This is a genomic window from Streptomyces sp. NPDC050703 (assembly GCF_040654435.1).
Taxonomy (GTDB): domain Bacteria; phylum Actinomycetota; class Actinomycetes; order Streptomycetales; family Streptomycetaceae; genus Streptomyces.
Genome location: NZ_JBFAHX010000015.1, coordinates 21,038 through 44,198, shown reverse-complemented (window position 1 = coordinate 44,198; position 23,161 = coordinate 21,038). Strand labels below are relative to the sequence as shown.

17 protein-coding genes and 1 pseudogene are annotated in these 23,161 nt (G+C 69.0%); 8 read left to right on the top strand and 10 right to left on the bottom strand.

Translation table 11 applies throughout. The features are described from left to right. Positions 1–272 precede the first annotated feature (272 nt). Positions 273–700 (bottom strand): annotated as a pseudogene (locus AB0I16_RS16425) (Rrf2 family transcriptional regulator); the annotation flags it as partial. A gap of 292 nt (positions 701–992) precedes the next feature. After that, the gene (locus tag AB0I16_RS16420) at positions 993–1,841 is read right to left on the bottom strand and encodes an ANTAR domain-containing protein (protein WP_363250068.1); all 849 of its coding nucleotides are present in this window, start codon (positions 1,839–1,841) and stop codon (positions 993–995) included. Between the two features lie 214 nt (positions 1,842–2,055). On the opposite strand from AB0I16_RS16420, the gene AB0I16_RS16415 reads away from it, so the two are divergent. Then, entirely contained in the window at positions 2,056–2,991 is a 936-nt protein-coding gene (locus AB0I16_RS16415) for a helix-turn-helix domain-containing protein (protein ID WP_363250067.1), read from the top strand. Between the two features lie 548 nt (positions 2,992–3,539). Here AB0I16_RS16415 and AB0I16_RS16410 read toward each other — a convergent pair. The 6 genes from AB0I16_RS16410 to AB0I16_RS16385 form a co-directional block, all read right to left on the bottom strand. Beyond that, entirely contained in the window at positions 3,540–4,559 is a 1,020-nt protein-coding gene (locus tag AB0I16_RS16410; protein WP_363250066.1) for a hypothetical protein, read from the bottom strand. Positions 4,560–5,024: 465 nt separating this feature from the next. Next, positions 5,025–6,332: an ABC transporter ATP-binding protein gene (locus AB0I16_RS16405; RefSeq protein ID WP_363250065.1), complete on the bottom strand. Its 1,308-nt coding sequence runs from the start codon at positions 6,330–6,332 to the stop codon at positions 5,025–5,027. Positions 6,333–6,411: 79 nt separating this feature from the next. Next, on the bottom strand, positions 6,412–6,822 hold the full coding sequence (locus AB0I16_RS16400; RefSeq protein WP_363250064.1) for a DoxX family membrane protein: 411 nt from the start codon (positions 6,820–6,822) through the stop codon (positions 6,412–6,414). A gap of 237 nt (positions 6,823–7,059) precedes the next feature. Continuing rightward, complete coding sequence (locus AB0I16_RS16395) at positions 7,060–7,716, bottom strand: lytic polysaccharide monooxygenase auxiliary activity family 9 protein (RefSeq protein WP_363250063.1); 657 nt, start codon at positions 7,714–7,716, stop codon at positions 7,060–7,062. Positions 7,717–7,804: 88 nt separating this feature from the next. After that, a complete protein-coding gene (locus AB0I16_RS16390) occupies positions 7,805–8,233 on the bottom strand; it encodes a DoxX family protein (RefSeq protein WP_363250062.1) in 429 nt (142 codons plus the stop codon). A gap of 128 nt (positions 8,234–8,361) precedes the next feature. After that, positions 8,362–10,683 carry a family 49 glycosyl hydrolase gene (locus AB0I16_RS16385; protein WP_363250061.1) on the bottom strand — a complete coding sequence of 774 codons (2,322 nt, stop codon included), beginning with the start codon at positions 10,681–10,683 and terminating at the stop codon, positions 8,362–8,364. Positions 10,684–11,438: 755 nt separating this feature from the next. Here AB0I16_RS16385 and AB0I16_RS16380 point away from each other — a divergent pair. The 7 genes from AB0I16_RS16380 (at position 11,439) to AB0I16_RS16350 (ending at position 19,455) form a co-directional block, all read left to right on the top strand. Further along, positions 11,439–12,620 carry an ROK family protein gene (locus AB0I16_RS16380; RefSeq protein ID WP_363250060.1) on the top strand — a complete coding sequence of 394 codons (1,182 nt, stop codon included), beginning with the start codon at positions 11,439–11,441 and terminating at the stop codon, positions 12,618–12,620. A 52-nt stretch (positions 12,621–12,672) separates the two neighbouring features. Next, entirely contained in the window at positions 12,673–14,409 is a 1,737-nt protein-coding gene (locus tag AB0I16_RS16375) for an alpha-glucosidase (protein ID WP_363250059.1), read from the top strand. Between the two features lie 46 nt (positions 14,410–14,455). Further along, a complete protein-coding gene (locus AB0I16_RS16370) occupies positions 14,456–15,772 on the top strand; it encodes an extracellular solute-binding protein (protein WP_363250058.1) in 1,317 nt (438 codons plus the stop codon). Positions 15,773–15,869: 97 nt separating this feature from the next. Beyond that, positions 15,870–16,763 (top strand): sugar ABC transporter permease, encoded by an 894-nt coding sequence (locus tag AB0I16_RS16365; protein ID WP_363250057.1) that lies wholly within the window; start codon positions 15,870–15,872, stop codon positions 16,761–16,763. Positions 16,764–16,765: 2 nt separating this feature from the next. Further along, positions 16,766–17,683 (top strand): carbohydrate ABC transporter permease, encoded by a 918-nt coding sequence (locus AB0I16_RS16360; RefSeq protein ID WP_363250056.1) that lies wholly within the window; start codon positions 16,766–16,768, stop codon positions 17,681–17,683. 265 nt (positions 17,684–17,948) lie between these two features. Next, positions 17,949–18,617, top strand: coding sequence for an ANTAR domain-containing protein (locus tag AB0I16_RS16355; protein WP_363250055.1), 669 nt, complete (start codon positions 17,949–17,951; stop codon positions 18,615–18,617). A gap of 61 nt (positions 18,618–18,678) precedes the next feature. Further along, complete coding sequence (locus AB0I16_RS16350; RefSeq protein ID WP_363250054.1) at positions 18,679–19,455, top strand: ANTAR domain-containing protein; 777 nt, start codon at positions 18,679–18,681, stop codon at positions 19,453–19,455. Positions 19,456–19,894: 439 nt separating this feature from the next. Here the strand turns inward: AB0I16_RS16350 and AB0I16_RS16345 are convergent, their stop codons facing one another. Together AB0I16_RS16345 and AB0I16_RS16340 are read right to left on the bottom strand one after the other, a co-directional pair. Further along, on the bottom strand, positions 19,895–22,294 hold the full coding sequence (locus AB0I16_RS16345) for an FtsX-like permease family protein (RefSeq protein WP_363250053.1): 2,400 nt from the start codon (positions 22,292–22,294) through the stop codon (positions 19,895–19,897). After that, on the bottom strand, positions 22,291–22,971 hold the full coding sequence (locus tag AB0I16_RS16340) for an ABC transporter ATP-binding protein (protein WP_363250052.1): 681 nt from the start codon (positions 22,969–22,971) through the stop codon (positions 22,291–22,293). The genes AB0I16_RS16345 and AB0I16_RS16340 overlap by 4 nt, the downstream gene beginning before the upstream one ends. Between the last annotated feature and the right edge of the window lie 190 nt (positions 22,972–23,161).

Below are 23,161 nucleotides of genomic sequence, written 5' to 3'. Positions count from 1 at the left end.
CCTCAGTGACCAGGTGGCAACCGCCACCGATGCCGGCAGCGGTGTGCTCACCGTCGCGGTACGTGGCACCCATCTCGTCTCGCCCGGCCCGCACCTCCGCCAGTTGCTCGGCCAGCTGTTCTTCGAGTTCGTCCAGCTCCGCGTGCCGCGCGGTGATCCGTTCCAGCAGCTCGGGATCGAGCATGTGCCGGTTCCTGGAAGGCCACCGGGTCACGGTGAGTGCGAACCGGCAGGCTGTTCCTGGAGTGGGAGATGGCGTAACGGGGAGGCTGGCGAGGTGCCGCGAGTACGTCCCGGAGTACGTTCTCGAGCGTGACGCGGGCCAGCTCACGTCTCAAGATCTCCTCGATGCCCTCATAGATGCTCTGCATTGCCGGATGCCGTGACCCACCACGCATCCCTGGTCCGGGGTGGTGCGGTGCATGGCGAACAGCGGGCCGGGTTCCACTGCGTCATACACGTCGAGCAGGGTGATCGACTCCAGCTCGCGCGCCAGCGACCAGCCCGCGCCCACGCCCCGCCGGGACTCCACGAGCCCGGCCCCGCGCAGCTCGCCGAGCAGCCGCCTGATCACTACGGGGTTGGTGTTCACGCTCGTCGCGATCTGCTCGGAGGTGGCGACCTCATGGCCCTGGCGCTGACAGAGACCGATCCGGGCCAGCGCGTGGGCGGCGACGGCCAACCTGCTGTTGGCACTCATGCTGCCCTCCTTTCGGCCGCAACGCCTTATGTATAGCAACAGCAACCACCCGGTCACCGTGCCGCAGTTGCTTCCCGCGCTCGGCAGCAGTGTGAGCATCGACCTGCACCAGCAGCCACACGGCGGCCGCGAGGACGATGCGCTGGAGTTGACCGGGGCCGCGCCGGCGGTGGCGGCTCTGAAGGCCACCACCCGCATCGACCCCGAAGCGCCCCCCCGGCACGTGACACGGAGCTGTTGCCGAGTTCCTGGCTACCCCCGCCGCCCTGGGACGACACACCGGAAGGCGGTGTCACAGCAGGTCGGCGGGTGGGGGGATGGTTTCCGTGTGCGTGGTGATGCGCAGGGACAGTTCATGCAGGAGGCGCTGTTGGGCGCGGGCGTGGCCGCGCAGGGCGGGAAAGGTCTGCTCGGGCAGGCATTTCCACTGGGCGGCGAGGAATCCCTTGGCCTGTTCGATGACGATGCGGCTGCGCAGGGCGGTCTGCAGCTGGGCGGCATGGAGCAGCGCGTCGTCGTAGCGCAGCCGCACGCCGAGCAGGTGGGCCACGAGCGTGAGCTGGTCTTGGTCCGCGGCGGAGAGCCGGGGTGGCCGACAGCGGTAGTGCACCAGCACAGCGGCCGCGTTGGCTGCCGTGTGGCCGTCCGGGGTAGCGCGTGAGGGCGGCGGGGCCGAGCCCGAAGTGGTGATCAGCAGGCGGGTGCCGACCCAGCGGACACCGAGCCGATGCGCGTGCGCGGCGAAGCGTCCGTGGAGGAGGCGGGGTGTGGTCGCCTGCACGGCGAGGTCCGGCAGGCGGACACCGCGGAGTGCCTGCGTGGTAGGGGCCTGTTCGTCGTGCGCCTCTATCTGCTGAAGGGTGCGCGCGAGAGTGGTGGTGGCCAGGGACAGGGTGGGGCGGGTACGGACGACGGCGGCGTGCCCCTCCAGCCCCATGCGGCCCAGTACATCGCGCAGCCAGTGGATCATCTGTTCGCCCGTCATCACCCTCCCGTCCGTCTCAGTCGCCGGGAAGACGTCCAGCAGGGCGTGAACGGTGGTGTCGGCAAGCAGGTTGCCGGGGGCGCGTCCGTCGGTGGTCAGCGTCGCGGGATCCTCGTCCTGTACTCGCGGATGCTGGTTGTCAAGGCTTTTTCCCATACCCCCCAGTGCAGCAGTGAGCTGCCTTCCGTTGTAGCCGGATTCGGCAGATCCTGGCCGTATTCGGCGATGCGGCCAAGACGGTTGCCGCACGCTGCAGAGCAGCACGGAGGACGCCATGACCCCGCACTCCACACCTCACCCGCACCCCAGCCCAGATGCCGGCACGGGGGACGGTGTCACGGGCCCGGTGGTGCACCTGTACAGCCGGGAGGTGGACGACGGCCGAGACCGGCTCTCCCGCTTCTACCGGGTGCCGTTAGTGGTCAACCCGCAACTCACCGACCTGGCACTGTTCCGCGTGGGCCTGCACGGCGCCCAGGTGGGCCCCACCGCGTTCGGCCTCATCTCCTTCGGCGGCGCCACCGCCCTGCACACCCCCGCCCAGCACAACCAGTACATCTTCTACGGCGCCCGTGCCAGCGGCATCGTCCTCTCCCAAAGCGGCCTCGCCGACACCTACTCCACCCGAGGTGACGGCCACATCGCCACCACCGACGCCCGTATCCCCCTGCTGGCCCGCTTCGACACGGGCGCCGAGCTGTTCGCGGTCGCCTTCGACCGGGCGGCCGTCGAGGCGGAGCTGGAGGAAGAACTCGGCCACGCCGTCTCCGGCCTGCACTTCCCCGCCTCCCTCAGCACCAACGCCGCACCCCAGCGCACCTACAAGGCCCTCCTCGGCCTGCTCACCGACGAACTCACCGACCCGACGGGCCTGCTCGACCGGCCCGCGGTGGCCGACCGGCTCGGCCGCGCCCTGCTCACCACCATGCTGCACTCCGCTCCCCACCAGTACGCCGACGAACTGGCCGTGCCCCGCCCTTCCGGCCCGCACGCGGTGCGTATCGTCACCGCCGCCCTGCACGCCGACCCCGCCCACCCCTACACCGCGGTGGAACTCGCCCGCCTGGCCGGGGTCTCCTTACGCTCCCTGCAGGATGCCTTCCGCGCCCACCACGGGATGCCGATGATGACCTACCTGCGCAACCTGCGCCTCGATGGCGCACACCAGGACCTCCTGAACGAGCAGCCCCCCGGCGTCACCGTCGCCGACATCGCCACCCGCTGGGGCTTCTTCCACCTCTCCCGCTTCGCCACCTACTACCGCCAACGCCACGGAGCCCTGCCCTCCCAACACCTGCGCCACTGACCGCGAGGGATGTGCCGCCGCTCGTCGCGTGAGGCAGATCCCGCGCACGACCGGTGACCCCTCACGCGGTGCGGACACATTCGTTCTCCGGCCGACGGCTCGGCACGCGTTTCGTTCCCGGAGCAGTCAGCGGCACGCGCCGGTAGAAGGCTGTAAGCGGCGGGAGCAGCCGGGGTCGCTCGACGCACCCGCCCCAGACCCCGGCAGGGTGCCTGACTCCGGCTGCGCCCGTCTCGCCGGCCGCCCTCGTCCCACCGGGGGGCGATACCGGGCGTCAGGAGTGGGTGTGCAGAGTGGTGTGGCCACAATGACGGTCCTGCAGGGCCAGCCCCTCCTCCGTCCACGACCAGCTGCGCCGCCTTGAGGAGGTCGACATCCTCGCCCGCACCGAACATCGCACCTGGAGGACCTACCGGCTCACGTGATGACCGGGCTCCGATGTCTTGACAGTTGCGGTGGCCAGTTGAGCCGACGATAGATCCGGCCGCTTGTCACGGGTTGCTCGCCCCTACAACCTGCGTGGGTGCGTGGTCAGAGATGGAACTCGCTCACCGGACCCGAGGCGAAGGGGCAACGAGCACCTCAGCACCTGTATCGGCCATCAACCATGCGCCTGCCCGCAGCGGTCGCCGCACGGGCGGCACATCCCTCGCGGTCAGTGGCGCAGGTGTTGGGAGGGCAGGGCTCCGTGGCGTTGGCGGTAGTAGGTGGCGAAGCGGGAGAGGTGGAAGAAGCCCCAGCGGGTGGCGATGGAAGGCATCCTGCAGGGAGCGTAAGGAGACCCCGGCCAGGCGGGCGAGTTCCACCGCGGTGTAGGGGTGGGCGGGGTCGGCGTGCAGGGCGGCGGTGACGATACGCACCGCGTGCGGGCCTGCCGGAAGCGGTGTGGCCAGTTCGTCGGCGTACTGGTGCTGAGCGCTGTGCAGCATGGTGGTGAGGAGTGCGCGGCCGAGCCGGTCGGCGACCGCGGGCCGGTCGAGCAGCCCCGTCGGGCTGGCGACCTCGTCCGTGATCAGAGCGAGGAGGCCCTTGTAGGTCCGCTGGGAAGGGATGTCCGTTTCCAGGGACGAGGGGAAGTGCAGGGGGGAGACGGCGTGGCCGAGTTCTTCCTCCAGTTCCGTGTCGACGGCTGCCCGGTCGAAGGAGACCGCGAACAGCTCGGCGCCCGTGTCGAAACGGGCCATGATGGGGACACGTGAATCGGTGGTGGCGATATGGCCGTCACCGTGGGTGGAGTAGGTGTCGGCGATGCCGGACTGCGAGAGGACGATGCTGCTGGCGCGGGCCCCGTAGAACATGTATAGGTTGTGCTGGGCGGGGGTGTGCAGGGCGGTGGCGCCGCCGAAGGAGATGAGGCCGAACGCGGTGGGGCCCACCTGGGCGCCGTGCAAGCCCACGCGGAACAGTGCCAGGTCGGTGAGTTGCGGGTTGACCACTAACGGCACCCGGTAGAAGCGGGAGAGCCGGTCTCGGCCGTCGTCCACCTCCCGGCTGTACAGATGCACCACCGGACACGCGGGGGCGCCCTCGGCGCTCTGGTGCCGGCTGTGTGTGCTGTTCGAGACCATGGGCGTCCTCCGTGATCGTGCGCCTGGTGCGGTGGTATCCGGACCGCGTTGCCGGATGCGGCCGGGACCTGCCGGATCCGGATACAGCGTAGGGTTGTGGACGGCTGCACTAGAGGCTATGGAAGAAAGCCTTGACAAACGGCCCCTGTTGCCGGACGGCCCGACCTCGGCGACAGCGGCCGACTGCTGCGAAGCCCTTACCACGCCGGCGGGCGGGGAGCTGGTGTGGTTCAGCGACGACACCAGCGTGCGGCTGGCGGACCTGCAGTTCACCCTGGGCCAGGGGCCGGACATCGCCGACCTGGCGGGTGCACGGCTGCAGGTGACGGACCTGTGCAATACCTGTCCGTGGCGATGTCGCAGGCATACGCGTCAGCGCCCGCCCTGCGCATGCGAGAGTCGTAACAACCCATCGGGCGGAGTCTTGCTGGGGTCGAGACGGCCGCAGCTCGAAGCGGACGATGGTCAGAATGCCTGCACGTGTGTGGGGTGCGGGAAGACTCGGTGGCCTGTGCCATCGAAGAGCATCAATGAGCGTATGTCGACGAGGAGGGGGAGGCGGTCTCCCAGGCTGTGGCTGACGCCCTGGGGCGCGCGGAGAACGAGTTCCCCGCCCTGGTAGTGCTGGGGCAGCGGCGGTGCGGGTTCGGCGGTGACCGGGGACGGGGCGGGTCGAGTGCTGCGGACGCGACTGAGCAGGGTACGGGCAGCGGCAGAGAGCATATTGCCCGTCTCGTTTCGATCTTCATGATCGAACGCGGTTCGGGGCGGATCTGCTGTCACGGCCCCGACAGTGACATGGAGCAGGCTTTCGTGGCCCTGGTACTCGACGTGGGTCACCGTGGCGCTCAGCGGGCGTTCGTAGGCGGTTGTCGCGGAGCCGACGCGCAGGGCTTCAGGTCGCAGACCTACGAGCAGTGGCTGCCCTTGTACGACCCGCAGATGCTGCTGTTGCTCTGTCATCTCCGTTGGAAGCACCAGGTGTTGCGTTCCCATGCTGAGGGTCATGGGTCCTTCGATCGGGGCATACAGCGTGCCGTGGAGGAGGTTGATGCGCGGAGTCCCGACGAAGGAGGCGACGAAGGCGTTGGCGGGCAGGTTGTAGAGCTCGTCGGGTGTGCCGATCTGCTGCAGGACGCCGTCGCGCAGGACGGCGATGCGGTCGCCGAGTGCCATGGCTTCGGCCTGGTCGTGGGTTACGTAGACGGTGGTGGCTCCGATGCGGCGGACGATGGAGAGGATCTCGGCGCGCAGTCGTACGCGCAGGCGTGCGTCGAGGCTGGAGAGCGGCTCGTCCATGAGGAACACCGCGGGGTGGCGGATGATGGCGCGGCCCATGGCGACGCGCTGACGTTCGCCGCCGGACAGCCGGGCCGGGGTCCGGGTGAGCAGCGAGCGGATACCCAGCCGATCGGCCACGGCGTGCACGGCCCGGGTGGCGGAGTGTTCGTCTTCGCCGCGGGCGGCGAGGGGGAAGGCGATGTTCTGGGCGGCGGTCATGGTGGGGTAGAGCGCGAAGTTCTGGAAGATCATGGCCACGTCGCGTTCGCTGGGTGGCAGGTCATTGGCAGGCTGCTGGTTCAGGAGGAGCCGGCCTTCGGTGATGGTCTCCAGCCCGGCGATCATGCGGAGCAAGGTGGATTTCCCGCAGCCGGACGGGCCGAGGAGAACGAGGAACTCGCCGGCGTTGAGGTGCAGGGACACGTCGTGGACGGCCCGGTGGCCGCTGGCGTAGGTCTTGCCGAGGTGGTTCAGGGTGATGGTGCTTCCCACGGGTGACTCCTGGAGGGTGATGCGGACCCGCAGGGCCGGTCGGATTTTCGAGCGGTTGTGCGGCGGGCGGCGCTGAGCGTCAGCTGGAGAGCTCGTCAGCGGCGACGGCCAGGCAGGCGGCCACCAGAACGAGGTTCTTCAGGACGTACTGGCCTTCGAGCGTGGGTACGCCGTGGTGCCACATCTGTCCGGGCAACAGAGCGAGGGAGGTGAAGACACCGGCCATGTGACCGAAGAACAGAACCAGAGCGGGGCGGAGCAAGAGGCCGGTGAACAAGGCCAGTCCGATCAGTGTCTCCGCTGTGCCCAGCAGCGGCATGGACACGGTGGTGGGCAGAAGGCCACCGGTGAACTTGTTCATGGCGGCGGCAGCGATCTCCTCGGCCGGGCCCCCGGCCGGGAAGAGCTTGAGCACCCCGAACCAGCAGTAGACGACACCGATGCTGATGCGCAGAACCGCGACGCTGCGCGCCCGGTACTGCCCGGCCACGCGCTGTGCGGTCGCCTTTCGGACCGATGGGGTGCGCACGGCGGGAAGGAGCCGGTCTCGCAGCAGGCGGCGGGGGTGGCTGGTCGGGGATGAAGAGGTACGGAGATCGAGCATGGGTCCTCCGAGAGGCGACCGGCCGGCATCGCCGACCGGGAGGGGGAGGGGGGAGGGCCCCGCGAGATGTGCGCCTCGCGGGGCCGGTGTGCCGTCGTACCGTTCAGCTGCGTCCCGTTGGTGTCAGTTGAAGTCGACGTCGCTGCACAGGAAGTACTTCTGGTCCATGTGCGAAGCCTTCCAGACCGTCACCACGACGTGGCGTCCGCTGTAGCCCGACGTACTGACGTCCGTGACGTAGTGCGCCTGGTAGGGGTAGCGGCCGGTCTTCTTCACCAGTTCCAGGTCGTCCCACCCGATCAGCTCGTACTCCGGGTTGAAGCCCTGCTTGGTGACGTAGACCTCCAGCCAGTCCGCACCGTGGCGGGCCTCGTCGTAGAGGTCGACGGTGAAGTCGTCACCGATGGGGGTGGTGACCCACGGGCCGGGACGGTCGAGCGGCCGGTAGTTCGTCTCGCCCTGGCCGCCGGCGCTGCAGATCTGGCCGTCCGGGATGACCTGCTTGTAGTTGTCCCCGGTGTTGTTGGCGTAGACGGCCTTCCACGCGCCGATGGCGTTGGCGTTCTCGTGGTAGGTCCGGTAGCACATGGGGTCCAGTGCCTCGTTCGGCTCGCTGTAGCCCCACCGCTGCAGGCAGCCGTAGTTGCGAGTCTGCGGAGTGATGACGGTGCCGTGGGCGGATGCCGTCGGTGCCAGTGAAAGCAGGCACAGCAGGCTGGTGGCCAGGACGCCGGCGCCGAGCGCGGTGCGCCGGACCGGTGTGGTGGGTGCGCGGTTCATGGTGCTCTTCCTCCGGTTGCTCGGGGGATCAACGGGCGGCTGTGTCAGGCCCTGTGGCTGACGTGCGCATGACAGAACCGGTTCCTTTTCAGGTGTCGCGGATGCCTGCCACCTCCTTCCTCGTGCGGTGCGCGAGCAGGTGCGTCACCGGCCAGCGGCCGGGGCCGAGGGCGGCGATCAGCAGGAAGGCCCAGCAGAACAGAGCGGCCTGCTCACCGCCGTTCTCCAACGGGAACAGTCCGTCGGACTGGTGGTGGACGAAGTAGGCATAGGCCATGGAGCCGGAGCACAGGATGGCGGCCGGCCGGGTGCCCAGGCCGAGCAGGACGAGGGTGCCGCCGACCAGCTGGATCACGGCCGCCCACCATCCGGGCCACTGTCCCGCGCTGGGGGGCTGCCCGTGTGGCCCGCCGAGAACGTCGAAGAGCGTTGCCGCTCCGTGGCAGGCGAACAGCAGTCCCAGGACGATCCGGAACAGGCCCAGAACGGGGCCCTGGTACCTGGCGGGAGTCTCCACGGTGGTGCCCTTTCTCGGCAGCGAGTAGGGATGAACGGTCCTACTGCGAGTGCGAGTGCGAGTGCGAGTGCGAGTGCAGAGGTCGGTGGCCGCCGGCAGCGGTGGTTCGTCGGCGGCCACCGGGGCGGTCAGGAGGTGAGAGTCCACTTCTGACTGGACCAGTCGCCGCAGTCCCACAGGTGCAGACGGGCGCCGTCGGCGGTGCTCTTGTCCTCGATGTCCAGGCAGCGGCCGGACTTGAGGTTCTTGAGCGTGCCGTCGGTCTGGAAGGCCCACTTCTGGCTGTCCCAGGTGCCGCAGTCCCACAGGTGGGTCTTGGTGCCGTTGGCGGTGCCCCCGTATTCCAGGTCCAGGCACTTGCCGCCGGACTTCAGCTGCTGCCCGTCGAGCGTCCAGATCATGGAGGCGTTGTCGGCGCAGGTCCGCTGCTGGATGGCGGTGCCGTTGGCCGTGCCGTCATCGGCGCGGTGGACGCACTTGGAGTTCCCGCCGTTCTTGATGGTGCCGCGCGTGGCCGGGTCGGGATTGTTGCCGCCAGGCCCCCAGGCGTTCCAGTTGTCCCAGTTCTCGGCGTCGAAGCCGAGCCGGCCGAGTTTCTCCGCGCTCCAGTTGGTGCCGGACTTCTGGATGACGGTGCCGCCGACGGTGTAGTTCTCCAGTTTCAGGCCGCGGCTGTCACGTGTCTCGTTGCCCAGGCTCACCTTCTGTCCGGCGCTGTTGCTGTGCCGCTTGAGCAGACTGACCTGGGAGGCGGCGTCCAGCTGGTTCCACGCGCCGATCTTGAGGTTCTTGACGTGGATGTTCTCTGTGCTGGACAGGGCGAAGACGCGGATTGCGCAGTTCGTCATGCCTTCGACGGTGATGTTCTCGAAGGTCATGTTCTTCACCGTCGTACTGGGATCGGCCTTGCTGGTCGATCCCATGTCCTCCCAGTGCGACGAGGAGTTGAGGATGCAGGTGTTGTACTTGACGTCCTTCCAGTACATGCGGTTGTGGATGACGTGAGTGTTGTTCACCCGCACGTTGTCGATGTTGCGCGGGGTCCAGCCCCACTGGATGACGGGGCCGTTCTCGTTCTTCCAGATGACGGTGTTATCGATGTCGACATCGCTGTGGTACATCTTCAGCACGTCGTCGTTGGCGTTGAAGAACGTGTTCTTCATGGTGCTGCCGCGGTAGAGCTCGATGCCGTCGGTCTGCCAGTACCAGGACCCGACCTGCTTGTAGTTGTTGACCCGCATGCCGAAGGTCTGCTCATCGCCGTAGACCACGAAGGAGTGGTACGGCGGCTCGTTGATGGTCACGCCCTGCAGGTCCAGATGCTGCCGGCGGCCCTGCGCCGAGGCGAACTGGAGCATCTTCACGCAGCTGGAGTGGCAGTTGGAGGCGCCGCTGAGGTGGTCGTAGTTGTTGTTGGTGTCCGCCTCGTAGACGTACCGCTCGCCGGAGAGCACCCCGTAGCCGGTCACCTTGTACAGGCTCTGGCTGTCGTCGGGGAACCGGATGGCGCCCTTCACGTACGCGCCGGGGGCCAGGTAGACCCACTTGACCTGCTTGGGCAGCAGGGCGTGGTACTTCGAGGTCATGTCGTAGGTGCCGGGGCGGAAGTACACGATCTCCTCGCTGATCGTGTTCAGGTCGGTGACCTTGCCCGGTTGTGGGTAGTGGATGCTGCCCGAGGACGAAGTCGGTATCAGGCGGTCCTTCTCCGCACCGGTCAGAGCCGGCTCGGCGAAGATCATCATGGAGTTGCGGGGCTCGGTGTGGACGGCCCGGTTGCCGCCACCGCCCTGGGTGGTGAGCTTGCCGGCGTCGTTCGCGGGGCCGGACATGTCGTTGTAGGCCGTGTACAACTGCGGATCGAACTCGACGGAGAAGCGGTAGCCCTTGGCGTCGTAGGGGACCTTGACGCGCACGGTCGTGCTGTCGACCAGTTCCTTGGCGAAGTCCAGGCTGCTGGGCTTGATCTTGACCTGGTCGGCCGAGGAGATCGTCTGTCCGCCGCGCAGTGAAACATCGACCCATACGTCGGCGGAGTACTGGAAGGACGACCAGCTCATGGTGAGGTCCGCCGACGAGGAGAACTCGGCACCGTCTTCCTTGGTGTAGCCGATCTTTCCCTTGCCGCTGCGTGGAATGCTCATGTACGCGAACGAGTCGTACCTGGTCGATGGGGCGGCCGCGGTGGCGACCCGCACGTCATAGAAGGACGATCGGCGCACCTTGTCGCTCGCCACCGGACTGGTGGTGTTGAACTCGTGGTTGTCATGCCACCACGTCTTGAGCTGCGCACTGTCGGAGGTGGTGACGGCCGAGGCCGCGGCGGTGTTCGCCGCCGGGGCCGGGAGCGGCCGCGCGCTCGCCACCCCGGTCGGCATCACGACGCAGGCCAGGGCGAGCGCAAGGCCGGCGGCGAGTGCCGCCAGCCTGTTCAGTCTTGCTGCGGGCATGGCGAAATCCTCTTCTTGTCGCTGGAAGCCGGCGCCCTTCAGGGCACTGGCCCTGCCGCACCCCGCACTCGCCCCGTAGGGGCAGACGCGGTGCCGTGATCAGGTGCACGAAGACCAGGAGCGGGGCGCCGTCCGACGCCTGTAGCGCTGAAAGGCTCTGGACGCGCGATGATGAGGCGCGCCGGTTGAGCGGACCGGGCGGCCCTGGACGATCAGACTCCCTTCAGGGGCTGGATGCGTTCGGGACGTCCGGGAGGCCGGGACTGCGAGGCGTCTCCGGCGCCGCCCGGGCCTGGAACGCCTCGGGGATGTGAGGCAGGAGGCCGAGCGGGCCGCTGCGCGGTCGGGCCGTCAGGCGACGGTGTCACTCTGTGGCCGGGAAACAACGTGGCGCCATTTCTTCTCTGTGTCAATGAAATGAACAGGACCTCTTCTCTAGGTTCGGTTGCAGAACCCCAAGTGGGCGCACAAGTAGTGATGAAACGCCCATTTGTAACGACCGGAGGCTCTAGGTCACGGTTATGCAACCCGAGTGTTTATTTCTTGACGCACGAAAAAAGGAGGGTCAGACTCCTGCCATACGCAGTCGGCTCGACCGCTCGGGCGGCCCGCGTACGACACTGGGAGGCCGCTGTGAAGTTCGCGGTACTCGCTCCACCGGCTCCGGCCCGCCCCGCGGGCCCCAGGACGCCGGCCGGAAGTACCGGTCCCGCCGATACTTCTCCCGATCCATCGCTGCTTCGGAGGCATGTGTGATGACCCCGTCCAAGATCCGTTTCTCGGAGCTTGTCGGTGAGCGGACCCGCGCGGAGATCTTCGCCACCGTCCTCACCGCGGGGCCCGTCTCACGCACCCAGCTCGCGCAGCGGCTGGGGCTGGTGCCTTCCAGCGTGACCCGGATGCTGCCTCCGCTTCTGGAGCACGACTATCTCCGCGAGCTGGACACCGCCCCGACCGGGCGGGGACGGCCGCAGAAGATGCTGCAGGTCAACCCGGACAAGCACATTGTGGTCGGAGCGAAGATCGGACCGGCGCAGGTGTCCGCGGTGGTCACCGACATGGCCGCGGGCGTCTTGGCCCGCGACGAGGTGCCGATCGCAGACTGCACTCCCGAAACCGCCCTGTCCGCCGTCGCCGACCTGACCCGGCGGCTTCTGGCCGAGGCGCCCGAAGCGGCGGACAGGGTCCTCGGTCTCGGAGTGGGGGTCAGCGGCCACGTGGACTCAGGCGCCGGAGTCTGCCGCTACTCGGCCCTCCTGGACTGGGACAAGGTTGATGTGGCGGAGCCGCTGCGGCAGGCCACCGGCCTGCCGGTGGTCGTGAACAACGACGTCAACACGCTCGTCGTGGCCGAGCGCTGGTTCGGCCAGGGCCGAGACGTGGACTCCTTCGCCGTCGTGACCGTCGGACCCGGCATCGGCTGCGGCCTGCTCCTGGACGGCGCCCTTTTCTCCGGGGCGACCGGCCTCGCCGGTGAGCTGGGCCACCTGTCCCTCGACCCCGGGGGTCCGATGTGCAGCTGCGGGCGCCGCGGCTGCCTGGAGGCCCTCGCCGGTGACAGGGCTGTCCTGCGACACCTGAGGGATGCCGGAGCCGAGTGCTCCGACATCACCGAGGCGATGGACCTGGCCCGCTCGCGCTCTGGCAGGGACCGTTCGATCGCCCGCTCAGCCTTCGCCGAGGCCGGCACCGCCCTCGGCAGGGGTCTGGCGGGCCTGTGCAACCTGCTGAACCTACAGAAGATCATCATCGCCGGAGAGGGCGCTGTCGCCCACGACCTGTTCGGCCCTGCCATGACCCAGGCGATGCAGGCCCAAGCGTTCTCCACCGCCGCCCAGGACTGCGACATCCGCATCGACCCGGTCCATCACGACCTGTGGGCCCGGGGCGCGGCCTGCCTCGTCATTCAGGACGCGGTCGGCGCGGCACTCTCCTGACGCGGCTCATCACCCAACGACACCCAACACCCGAGACACGATGAGGTTTGACGTGCCCGAAAACGCGGCTGGACCCGCCGACTCCTGGTGGAGCAACGCGGTGGTCTACCAGATCTACCCCCGCAGCTTCGCCGACTCCGACGCGGACGGCATCGGAGACCTCCAGGGCATCATCGAACGCCTCGACTACCTGTCCCAGCTCGGCGTCGACGTGCTGTGGCTGTCGCCCGTCTACCCCTCGCCGCACGACGACAACGGCTACGACATCAGCGACTACCAGGACATCGACCCGCTGTTCGGCACCCTCGCCGATTTCGATCGCCTGCTGTCCGGCGTGCACGAGCACGGCATGAAGCTGGTCATGGACCTGGTCGTCAACCACACCAGTGACGAGCACGCGTGGTTCACCGCCTCCCGCGACGGCGGTCGGGGCGGTGACAAGCGCGACTGGTACATCTGGCGCCCGCCCCGCGACGGCATGGAGCCCGGGACACCGGGAGCGGAACCGAACAACTGGGAGTCGTGGTTCTCCGGGCCCGCCTGGACCTACGACGAGACGTCCGGCGAGTACTACCTGCACACCTTCTCCCGCAAGCAGCCCGACCTGAACTGGGACAACCCCGAGGTCCGCCAGGCCGTCCACACCATGATGCGCTGGTGGCTCGACCGGGGCGTGGACGGCTTCCGAATGGACGTCATCAACCTGATCTCCAAGGACCCGGCCCTGCCGGACGGCATCGTTCCCGAGGGTGCCCGCTACGGTTTCGGCCACCCGTACTACGTGTGCGGCCCGCGCATCCACGACTACCTCGCGGAGATGCACCGCGAGGTCTTCGCCGGCTACTCCCGTCGGCTGCTCACCGTCGGCGAAATGCCCGGCGTCACGGTCGAGGAGGCCAAGCTCTTCACCGACCCCTCCCGCCGCGAACTGGACATGGTCTTCCAGTTCGAGCACGTCGGCCTCGACCAGGGCCCGGGCGGCAAGTTCGACGTCCGCCCGCTGAAACTGACCGACCTCAAGGCCAGCCTCGGCCGGTGGCAGACCGGCCTGGGCGAGACCGGCTGGAACAGCCTGTACTGGAACAACCACGACCAGCCACGTGTCGTCTCCCGCTTCGGCGACGACAGCCCGGCCCACCGTGACCGATGCGCCAAGATGCTGGCCACCGTCCTGCACCTGCACCGCGGCACGCCCTTCGTCTACCAGGGCGAGGAACTGGGCATGGCCAACGCCCCGTTCAAGTCGATCGAGGACTTCCGCGACATCGAGTCGCTCAACCACCACCGCGATCAGACGGCCTTGGGTGTCGAGGAGGAACGAATCCTGGAAGGACTGCGTCACCGCGGCCGTGACAACGCCCGCACCCCGATGCAGTGGGACGCCACCCGGCACGCCGGCTTCACCACCGGCACACCCTGGATCGCCGTGAATCCCGACCACGTCGATGTCAATGCGAAGGCCCAGCTCGCCGACCCCGACTCGGTCTTCCACTACTACCGGCGTCTGATCGCCCTGCGGCACACCGAAACCGCCCTGACCCGCGGTGACTTCCACATGGTGTACCCCGACCATGAGCAGCTCTACGCCTTCACCCGGCACGACGCAGCCACCGGCACCGAACTGCTCGTCCTGGCCAATTTCGGTGCGACCGACCTCACCGTCGACCTGCCCGACGGCTGGGAGGACAGCGAGACCCTCATCGCCAACATGTCCGCCACCGCACCCCTCACGAGCCCGCACACCCTGCGGCCTTGGGAGGCCCGCGTCCACCGCCGCGCCGCCGCCTGACGCACAGCCCGCCCTTGTCGCAACGACGCACCCCAAGGAACCAGCCATGAACAACCCGCGCACTCGCACCACCCTCCGCAGAAGACCGCTGCTGCTGGCGGTTTCTGCCCTGACGCTGCTGGCCCCGCTGACCGCCTGCGGTGGCTCCGGCACCGCCGAGGGCGACGGCAAGACTTTGCGCCTGTGGCACTACGAGCAGGAGCAGGGCGCTCTGAGCCAGGCATGGGACGCAGCCATCGCCGAGTTCAAGCGGACTCACCCGGACGTGAAGGTCGTCTTCGAGCGGAAGACCTTCGAGCAGATCCAGCAGAACGCCGGCATGATCCTCAACTCCGACAAGGCGCCCGACGTCATGGAGTACAACAAGGGCAATGCCACCACCGGCCTGCTGGCCAAGCAGGGCCTGCTCACCGACCTGACCGCGGTCGCCAAGGAGCGCGGCTGGGACAAGAAGATCAGCGACAGAGCCTCCGTCACCGCCCGCTACGACGGCAAGGGCGAGATGGGCGGCGACAAGTGGTACGGCATACCCAACTACGGTGAGTTCGTCCTCACGTACTACAACGACGACCTGTTCAAGAAGCACCACGTCGCCAAGCCCACCGACTTCAAGAGCTTCGAGGCCGCGCTCGCCAAGTTCAAGAAGGCCGGCATCACCCCGCTCGCCAACGCCGGCAACGACCACCCGGCCGGCCACTGGCTCTACCTGCTCGCCCTCTCCAAGGCCAGTGACGCCTGGGTGGACGACTACCAGCTGTACAAAGGCAAGGTCGACTTCCACGGCCCCGAGATGACCTACGCCGTCAACAAGTACGAGGAGTGGCTCGACAAGGGCTACTTCGACAAGAAGGACGTCGGTCTCAAGGGCAGCGACATGACCGAGCAGTTCGTTTCCCAGAAGCGGCCCATCATGGTCGGCGGCAACTGGTGGTTCGGCAGCCTGACCACCGACATCACCGACTTCGACTGGTCCACCGCCCCCTATCCGGGCAGTGCGAGGACCTTGGGCTCCGGCGGCAACAACTGGGTCGTCCCGGCCCGCGCGAAGAACAAGAAGCTCGCCGAGGACTTCATCGACATCACCATGTCCGACAAGATCCAGAAGCTGATCGGGGAGAAGGGCAACATCCCCCTGGCGGCGAAGGCGGACAGCGTCAAGAACCCCAGGTCCCGCGAGCTGATCGCCGCCTTCAATACCCACCAGACCGGCGACGGGCTGGCCTTCTACCCCGACTGGCCCGTCACCGGCTACTACGACACCTGGGTCGCCGCTGCCCAGAACCTGATGAACGGCGGCAGGACCGACACCGTCCTCGACGAACTCGCCGCCCCCTACGAGAAGCACACCGCGTCCAGGCGCTGACCACCACCACCCGCCACCCTCCGGCGGGACACCACGCCGTTCCGGGGACGGCGCCCGGGCCCTGCCGGGCCGCCGTCCCGCCCCTCTAGGAGCAACCGTGAAAACCACACGTCACCCGCGGGCCAAGGGGTACGCCCTCTTCCTCGCGCCGGGCCTGCTGCTGAGCCTGCTCTTCCTCGTCGTCCCGCTGGTGATGACCGCCTACTACAGCCTCACCACCTGGCAGGGCATCGGCGACCCGGTCTTCACCGGCCTGGACAACTACACCCGCCTCCTCCAGGACGCCGACTTCTGGGCCTCCTTCCGCAACATCGCCGTCGTCATCATCGGCATCGCCGTCGTGCCCACCCTGCTGGGCCTGTTCCTGGCAGCCCTGTTGTTCGACTACGTCGGCAAGAAGCACGGCGACGGGATCGTCAGCGTCTTCCGCTCCGGCCTCTACCTGCCCCAGGTCGTCCCCGTCGCCGTCACCGGCCTGATGTGGGGGTGGATCCTGGCCCCCGAAGGCGCCGTCAACAGCATCCTCGACACCCTCGGCCTGCCCTCGCTCGCCCAGAACTGGCTCGGTGACCCCGACCTCGCCCTCTGGGTCGTCCTGGGCGTCCTGGTGTGGATGCAGCTCGGCTATCCCCTTGTCCTGTTCATGTCCGGCCTCCAGCGCATCGACCCGGAACTGTACGAGGCCGCCGCCCTCGACGGCGCCACCTGGTGGCAGCGCTTCACCCGGATCACCGTGCCGATCCTGCGGCCCGAGGTGTACGTCGTCCTCGTGACCACCACCATCGCCGGCCTGAAGGTCTTCGCCCAGATCTTCGTCCTGACCGGCGGGGGCCCGGGCAACTCCACCCTGGTGCCCGCCTACTTCGCCTACCAGAACTTCTTCGAGCGCGCCGACGTCGGCTACGGCTCGGCCATCTCCACCACGATCACCCTGCTCGTGCTGGCCATCGCCGGAACGATGCTCGCCCGTCAGGCCCGCGAGGACGGATGACCATGACCACCGACACCGCCGCCCCCGCGCCTGCCGTCGGCAAGAGCGCACCCCCCGGCCATGCCGTCCCGAAGAAGCAGAGGAAGAGGACATCCGGCGGCCGCGGCCCGGGCTCCTACGCCGTCCTGGCCGCCGCGACCGTTTTCGTCCTGGCCTTCCTCTCCCCCTTCGCAATCATCCTTCTCAACTCCTTCAAGACCAGCGCCGACTACCGCGCGCACGGTTCACTGTCCTGGCCCGAGAAGTGGAACTGGGACATCATCAGTGACGTCTGGGAACGCGTCGACTTCACCCAGAAGCTCCTGAACAGCGTTCAGATCAGCTTGGGCGTCGTCCTCATCGCCGTCGTGCTGGCACTCCTCAACGCCTACGCCATCGGCATCGGCCGCATTCGCCGGCGCACCGCCTTCCTCGTCTTCTTCCTCGGCGTCAACGTCCTGCCGCAAGAAGGGCTCGTCTACCCCATCTACTACCTGTTCAAGGAGATGGGCCTGTACGACGGCAAGCTCGGCTACACCATCCTGGTCGGCATCACCTACAGCGCCTTCGGCACCTACTTGCTCTCATCCGTCTTCGCCGGCTTCCCCAAGGAACTCATCGAAGCCGCTTCCCTCGACGGCGCGGGCCGCTGGACCATCCTGTGGCGCATCGTCCTGCCGATGAGCTGGCCCACCCTGTCGGTGATGTGCGTGTTCTTCTTCGTCTGGAGCTGGAACGAATTCCTCTACCCGCTCGTCCTGCTCATCTCCAACGACAACCAGACCGTCCCGCTCGGCCTGTCCGTCATGCAGGGCCAGTACACCAGCGACCCCACCGCCCTGAGCGCGGCAGCCCTCCTCGGCGTCATCCCCATGGTCGTCTTCTTCGTCCTCTTCCAGCGCACCCTCACCCGCGGCCTGACCGCAGGCGCCGTCAAGTAGCACCCCTCATGAGCCGCCCCGGACCCGGACTCCAGCCCGCCCCGCAGCCGGGTCCGGGGCATCGGGACTGATCGTCCTCGGACCGAGCTGAACTTGGCCCCGTCACCTTCGGCTCGACTCCCCGGACACCTGTCCCCCTCTGTGTGGTGCTGTCCGTCATGGACGGTGTGTGGGCCTGGCGTGAGGAGTAAGGTCGTCGATACGGAGCGTGGCCGTGCTTCCCGGGCCCGGTCCCTGCCGACGGGACCCGAGGGGGTGGCGGGTGATGGTGGAGGACGTGCTTGCCGATCTCAAACGGGCGGTGGAGGCGGGGGAGCACCGTACGTGGGCCGTGCAATGCGCGCAGGCACTGGGGCTTGAGGGCATAGCCGTGTCATTGCAGTGGGGGATGGAACTGGTGTGGTTCAGCGATGACATCAGTGCGCGGCTGGAGGACGCCCAGTTCACCTTGGGCCAGGGCCCCGGAATGGACCGGGAGTGCGAGCCGGCGCCGTGTCGGATTCCGGACCTGGACGCTGACACCGCCCAGCGCTGGCCGGAGTTCGCCGACGCGGCCCGCACGCTGGGGGTGGAGGCGGTGTTCACGTGGCCCATCCGGTCGGGGACGGTGCGGTTCGGCTCGCTGACCGGCTACCGCACAGCGCCGGGCCCGCTGACCCCCCAGCAGGAAATGGACGGGCTTCGGGTGGCCGATGCGCTCACCGGACGGCTGCTGGCGTGGCGGCCGGGCGAGGAAGCCGCCGCGGACGGCACCGGACAAGCCGGCGCCGTCGAACTGCACCGCGCCGAACTGCACCAGGCCACCGGCGTGCTGAGCTACCGGCTCGGCGTGTCCGTGGCGGAAGCGCTGATCCGCATCCGCGCCCGGGCCTTCGCCTCCGGCCGCCCCTTGAGTGAGACCGCTCAGGAGATCCTGCGGGACCTGCCGTCGTGATCCCACCACCAGAACCCCGCACGCACCTCTGCCGGGCGCTCGCGCTCCGAGGAGTGACAGCATGAGCCGCGAAACGAAGATCGCCGAAACCTTCATCGAACTCGCCGACACCCTGGTCGCGGACTTCGACGTCATCGACTTCCTGCACCAGCTGACCGTCCGCTGCTGCGACATCTTCGCCGTCGCCGACGTGGCGGTCCTCCTGGCCTACCCGGGGCCGGATCTGTACAGCCCCGCCCCGTGCGACCCCAGCCCCACCCTGCGCCGGCTGCTGGACACAGCACTCACTGGAGGCCCGGCCCTGGACGCCTACCAGGACTCCGTCACCGTCAGCCCGGGGAACCTCGCCCACTCGCACTCCCACTCCCACTCCCGGTCCGGCTGGCAGGACTTCACCCCGCTCGCCCGCGAAGCCGGCTACACCTACGCCAGCGCCGTCCCCCTGCGACTGCGCGAGGAGACCATCGGCAGCCTGCTGCTCCTGCGCGCCACCGACAGCCCCCTGCCCGCCGACGACCTCGCCATGGCCCAGGCCTTCGCCGACGCCGCCACCATCGGCCTGCTCCACGCCCGCTCCCTGCGCCACAGCGAATCCGTCAACGAACAGCTCAGCAACGCCCTGCACAGCCGCATCACCATCGAACAGGCCAAAGGATTCCTCGCCGCCAAGCACAACATCTCCCTCACCGACGCCTTCGCCACCCTGCGCCGCCACGCCCGGCACCACCGGCTCCTGCTCACCCACGTCGCCCTGAGCGTCGTCGAAACCGGCGCTCTCGAAACCCAGCCGTCCACACCGCCCGCCCGCCGCCCCTCCCAGGACGCCAGAGACGAGTAGGACCGGCGGCGTGCAGGCCCGGGCGGAACCCTGGGCACGCCGGCTCCCCGCCTCGTGCTCGTCGCCGCAGAGCGCCGGGTACGGCTCGTTCGCCCTGTTCCCCGGCGCGGACCCCGGCGCGGACATCGGCGCGGACCCCGTAGGGCCCACCGCCGAATTCGCCGTCCACGCGACGGCGCCCGTGCGGCTGACCGCGGCGTTCCTGCCCCAGATGCTGCACGCCGGAAACGGCGTCCCCCCCCCGGATGGCTGTCTACAGCGCCACCAAGGCCCTCGTGCCCAGCTTCACCGAATCCCTGGGACGGAACCGCGCGGCACCGGCCTCACCACCGGGACGGGGTCGGAGGACGTCGTCACCCGCGGCCACCGCCGCGTTCATGACCCGGTCTCGGGGGCGAGGTCGGACCACCGTGCCGTGTGGTCGTGGCCGGGTGGCCCTTCATTCGTCGCGCAGGCCGTCGGGACGCATCATGCGCCACAGTGCCGGCAGGCTCAACAGGGTCACCAGGAAAACGACGGCGCCGCCGATGCCGGTCATCGCCGCGATGCCGCCCCAGGCCACGACGAGCGGCAGGCCGGCCGTCTTCAGCAGCATCGACCCGAGACCGAGGCCGCCGGCGACGGCCAACGCCAGGCCGAGCAGTACCGGCAGCGCGGTCTGCCACAGCACCGACAGACCGAGCGTCGCGCGCCGGGTGCCGAAGGCGACGAGCACCGCGAGGAGCTTCTTCCGCTCACGGAGCTGGTCCAGCATGGTCACGAGCATGCTCGCGCCGATCAGCAGCAGCGTGACGGTCGCACCGATGAACAGTCCGCGCTTGATGTTCCTGAACTCCGGCGCCTGCTCCGTCTCCACGTTCTGCTCGACGCTCGACAAGGGGTCGATCCGCGCGGCGGTGTTGCGGACCCGCTCGGCCGCGTCACGGTCAGAAGGGTCCAGTTTCACCGACAGTTCCGTGGCGGCGTCCGCCAGGTCGTCGGTTCTGATCGCCTCGGGCGTGGCGAACACCCCGGTCGTGAAGGACCCCACCGGGTCCGGCACCGCCTGGGTGGCACGGGCGGCGGCGGGGACGGTCCACAGCCTGGGCGCGGTCTTCGCGGAACCGTCCTCCGAGGCGGCCAGGTCGACCTGTTCGCCCGGTGCGGGCGTGTACACGCCGCCGTTCAAGGGGTCCTCGCCCAACTCGTCGGCGACGGTGTACACGCTGCCTGGCCGGCAGCCCCGGGCCTCGACGATCTGCCCGAGGCTCGCGCAGTCACCGACGATCACGAAGGCCCCGGGCGCGTCACTGCCGGGCTCGGCGGCATGGCCGCGCGTGTAGGCCAGGGCCGATGTCACGCCGGGCGTGGCACGCAGGGCGGCCACGTCCGCGCGCTGCCGGTCCGCACCCTCGTACGCCCCGACGATCCGCAGCTCGCCCCGGACCGGGCTGCGGCCGGTGTCGTGCGTGTACCGGCTCTCCAGGCCCGAGAACAGCATGTGCACGGCGATCGCCCCGGCCACCGCGAGGGTGATGCCGCTGACCATGCGCGCGGCCGTGCCGCTGTCGGACTGCAGGCGTCGGCCCGCGAGTTGCAGTGACAGCGGGCCGCCCCGCAGCCGGCCGACGACGGACTCCATCGCCGCGGGCAGCAGCGCCGTCACCCCCGCCAGCAGCAGGACCGCGCCCGCCGCGATCTTCGGTTCGTTCACCCGGGTGTCCGGGTCCAGGCCGTCGATCATGGGAAAGAGCAGCGCCACCCCGGAGGCCGGCAGCAGCAGCCGCCACCACAGCCGCCGCTTGACCGTACCGGCGCGCCGTACGACGCCGAGCGGTTCGACGGCTACGGTGCGCAGCGCGAACAACGTGACGGCGACGGCCAGGACCGGCACGCCGGCCACGATCACGGCGGCGAGCAGCGGGTCCGGGGCCACGTCGGAGGCGAACACGCTGATCCGCCACAGCTCGACCGTGCCGATGAGCCGCCGCCCGCCGACGAAGAGCCCCAGGCCGACAGCGAGGCCCGTCAGCGCGCCCACCAGCGCCTCACCGGCCGCGATGCGCCGGATCGACGCGGTGTCCGAGCCGACGAGGCGCAGCGCGGCCAGCCGCCGGTCGCGGCGCTCGCCCCCGAAGCGGACGGCCCCGGCGATGAGCACCGCCACCGGCATCAGCAGCACGACGATGGCGATGACGACCAGCAGCATCAAGAACGAGTCGAGGCCCTCGGAGGGGCTCGGGCCGCCGAAGTGGTCGGTCCGGGTCGGGTTGTCGCCGCCTGGGACCAGGTCGTCCGACCCTGCGTAGTAGGCCAGTTCACGCGGGCCGAGGAGCCCCGCCTCACCGATCGTGCCGCTGACACGATGGTCCAGGCGCTTCTTGAGCAGTGCGCCCTCGGGGGAGTCGAGCAGCTTCTTCAGCTCGGGGGAGACGACCATCTCGCCCGGCGCGGGCAGTTCGTCCAGGCCGGGCGGGAGGACCGGTCTGTCGCCGTCCGGCCGGACGAGCCGCCCGTAGATGTCCTGGCCCCGGTAGGTGGTGCCGGCATTGCCGGTGACGACCGTCTCGTCGGTCGGTCGCATCGGCGCTCCGTACACGAAGTCGTCGCGCGCCGCGCCGCGGTCGTCCCGGGCGCTCAGGACGGCCGGCACGGCGGAGGCGAGGAGCAGCAGGGCCACGCCCAGGCCGACGCCGACGGCGGTCAGCAGCGTACGGGTCCAGGCCGGGCGTCCGCCGCTCACCGCGAGCCAGGCGCCGAACGCGAGGTCGCGCGCGCCGGCCGCCGGACTGGTGCGGGCGTCGCCGCGGGCCGCGCGGCGGCGTCTCAGGTGGTCACGGGTGACGCGGCCGTTCCTCACGCGGCACACTCCACGTTCCGCGACCTGCCGTCACGGACGACGACCTCGCGGTCGGAGTGGGCGGCGACGCGCGGCTCGTGGGTGACCAGGACGACGGCCGCGCCCGTGTCACGGGCGGCTTCGGTGAGCAGCCCGAGGACGAGCTCGCCGGTGAGGGAGTCCAGGGCGCCGGTCGGTTCGTCGGCGAACAGGACGCGGGGCTCCGCGACGAGGGCGCGGGCGAGGGCGACCCGCTGGCCCTGGCCGCCGGACATCTCCCCGGGCCGCCTGTGGGAGAGGTCGTCGATCTCCAGGCGCTCCAGCCATGCGAGGGCTCGGCGCATGGCGTCCTTCCGGGGGGTGCCGTTCAGCCACAGCGGCAGCGCCACGTTCTGCAGACACGTCAGTTCGGGTACCAGCTGCCCGAACTGGAAGACGAACCCGAACTCGCTCCGGCGCAGCCTGCTGCGTCCGGCGTCCGACAGCGTCGACATGGCCCGGTTCTTGTACGTGACCCGGCCGGCGTCGGGCATGACGATGCCGGCGAGGCAGTGCAGGAGGGTCGACTTGCCGGACCCCGAAGGACCCATGACCGCGACGATCTCGCCCGGCCGGATGCTGAAGTCGGCGCCGTCGAGGGCGTTGGTCGATCCGTAGGCCTTGCGCAGGCGGGAGGCGGTCAGGATGGGGGCGCTCATGGACGGGTCCTCGTGGCGAGCGGGCCGAGACGGGCGATCTCTCCCGGCTCCCGAAGTCCGGTGCGGGCACGGCTGTTTGACATGCGACGCACTCTACACGGTATGTATACCTGCCATGTATAGCCGGTATGTATAGCTGCCGGCCCGCGGATGCTCGTTAACGGTCCTCATGCGAAAGGCCCTTCCCTCG

Coding starts and splice junctions, on each gene's coding strand:
- AB0I16_RS16420 (WP_363250068.1), bottom strand. CDS start 1,841: ATGGGAAAAAGCCTTGACAACCAGCATCCGCGAGTACAGGACGAGGAT.
- AB0I16_RS16410 (WP_363250066.1), bottom strand. CDS start 4,559: ATGGTCTCGAACAGCACACACAGCCGGCACCAGAGCGCCGAGGGCGCC.
- AB0I16_RS16395 (WP_363250063.1), bottom strand. CDS start 7,716: ATGAACCGCGCACCCACCACACCGGTCCGGCGCACCGCGCTCGGCGCC.
- AB0I16_RS16385 (WP_363250061.1), bottom strand. CDS start 10,683: ATGCCCGCAGCAAGACTGAACAGGCTGGCGGCACTCGCCGCCGGCCTT.
- AB0I16_RS16380 (WP_363250060.1), top strand. CDS start 11,439: ATGACCCCGTCCAAGATCCGTTTCTCGGAGCTTGTCGGTGAGCGGACC.
- AB0I16_RS16370 (WP_363250058.1), top strand. CDS start 14,456: ATGAACAACCCGCGCACTCGCACCACCCTCCGCAGAAGACCGCTGCTG.
- AB0I16_RS16360 (WP_363250056.1), top strand. CDS start 16,766: ATGACCACCGACACCGCCGCCCCCGCGCCTGCCGTCGGCAAGAGCGCA.
- AB0I16_RS16355 (WP_363250055.1), top strand. CDS start 17,949: ATGGTGGAGGACGTGCTTGCCGATCTCAAACGGGCGGTGGAGGCGGGG.
- AB0I16_RS16350 (WP_363250054.1), top strand. CDS start 18,679: ATGAGCCGCGAAACGAAGATCGCCGAAACCTTCATCGAACTCGCCGAC.
- AB0I16_RS16340 (WP_363250052.1), bottom strand. CDS start 22,971: ATGAGCGCCCCCATCCTGACCGCCTCCCGCCTGCGCAAGGCCTACGGA.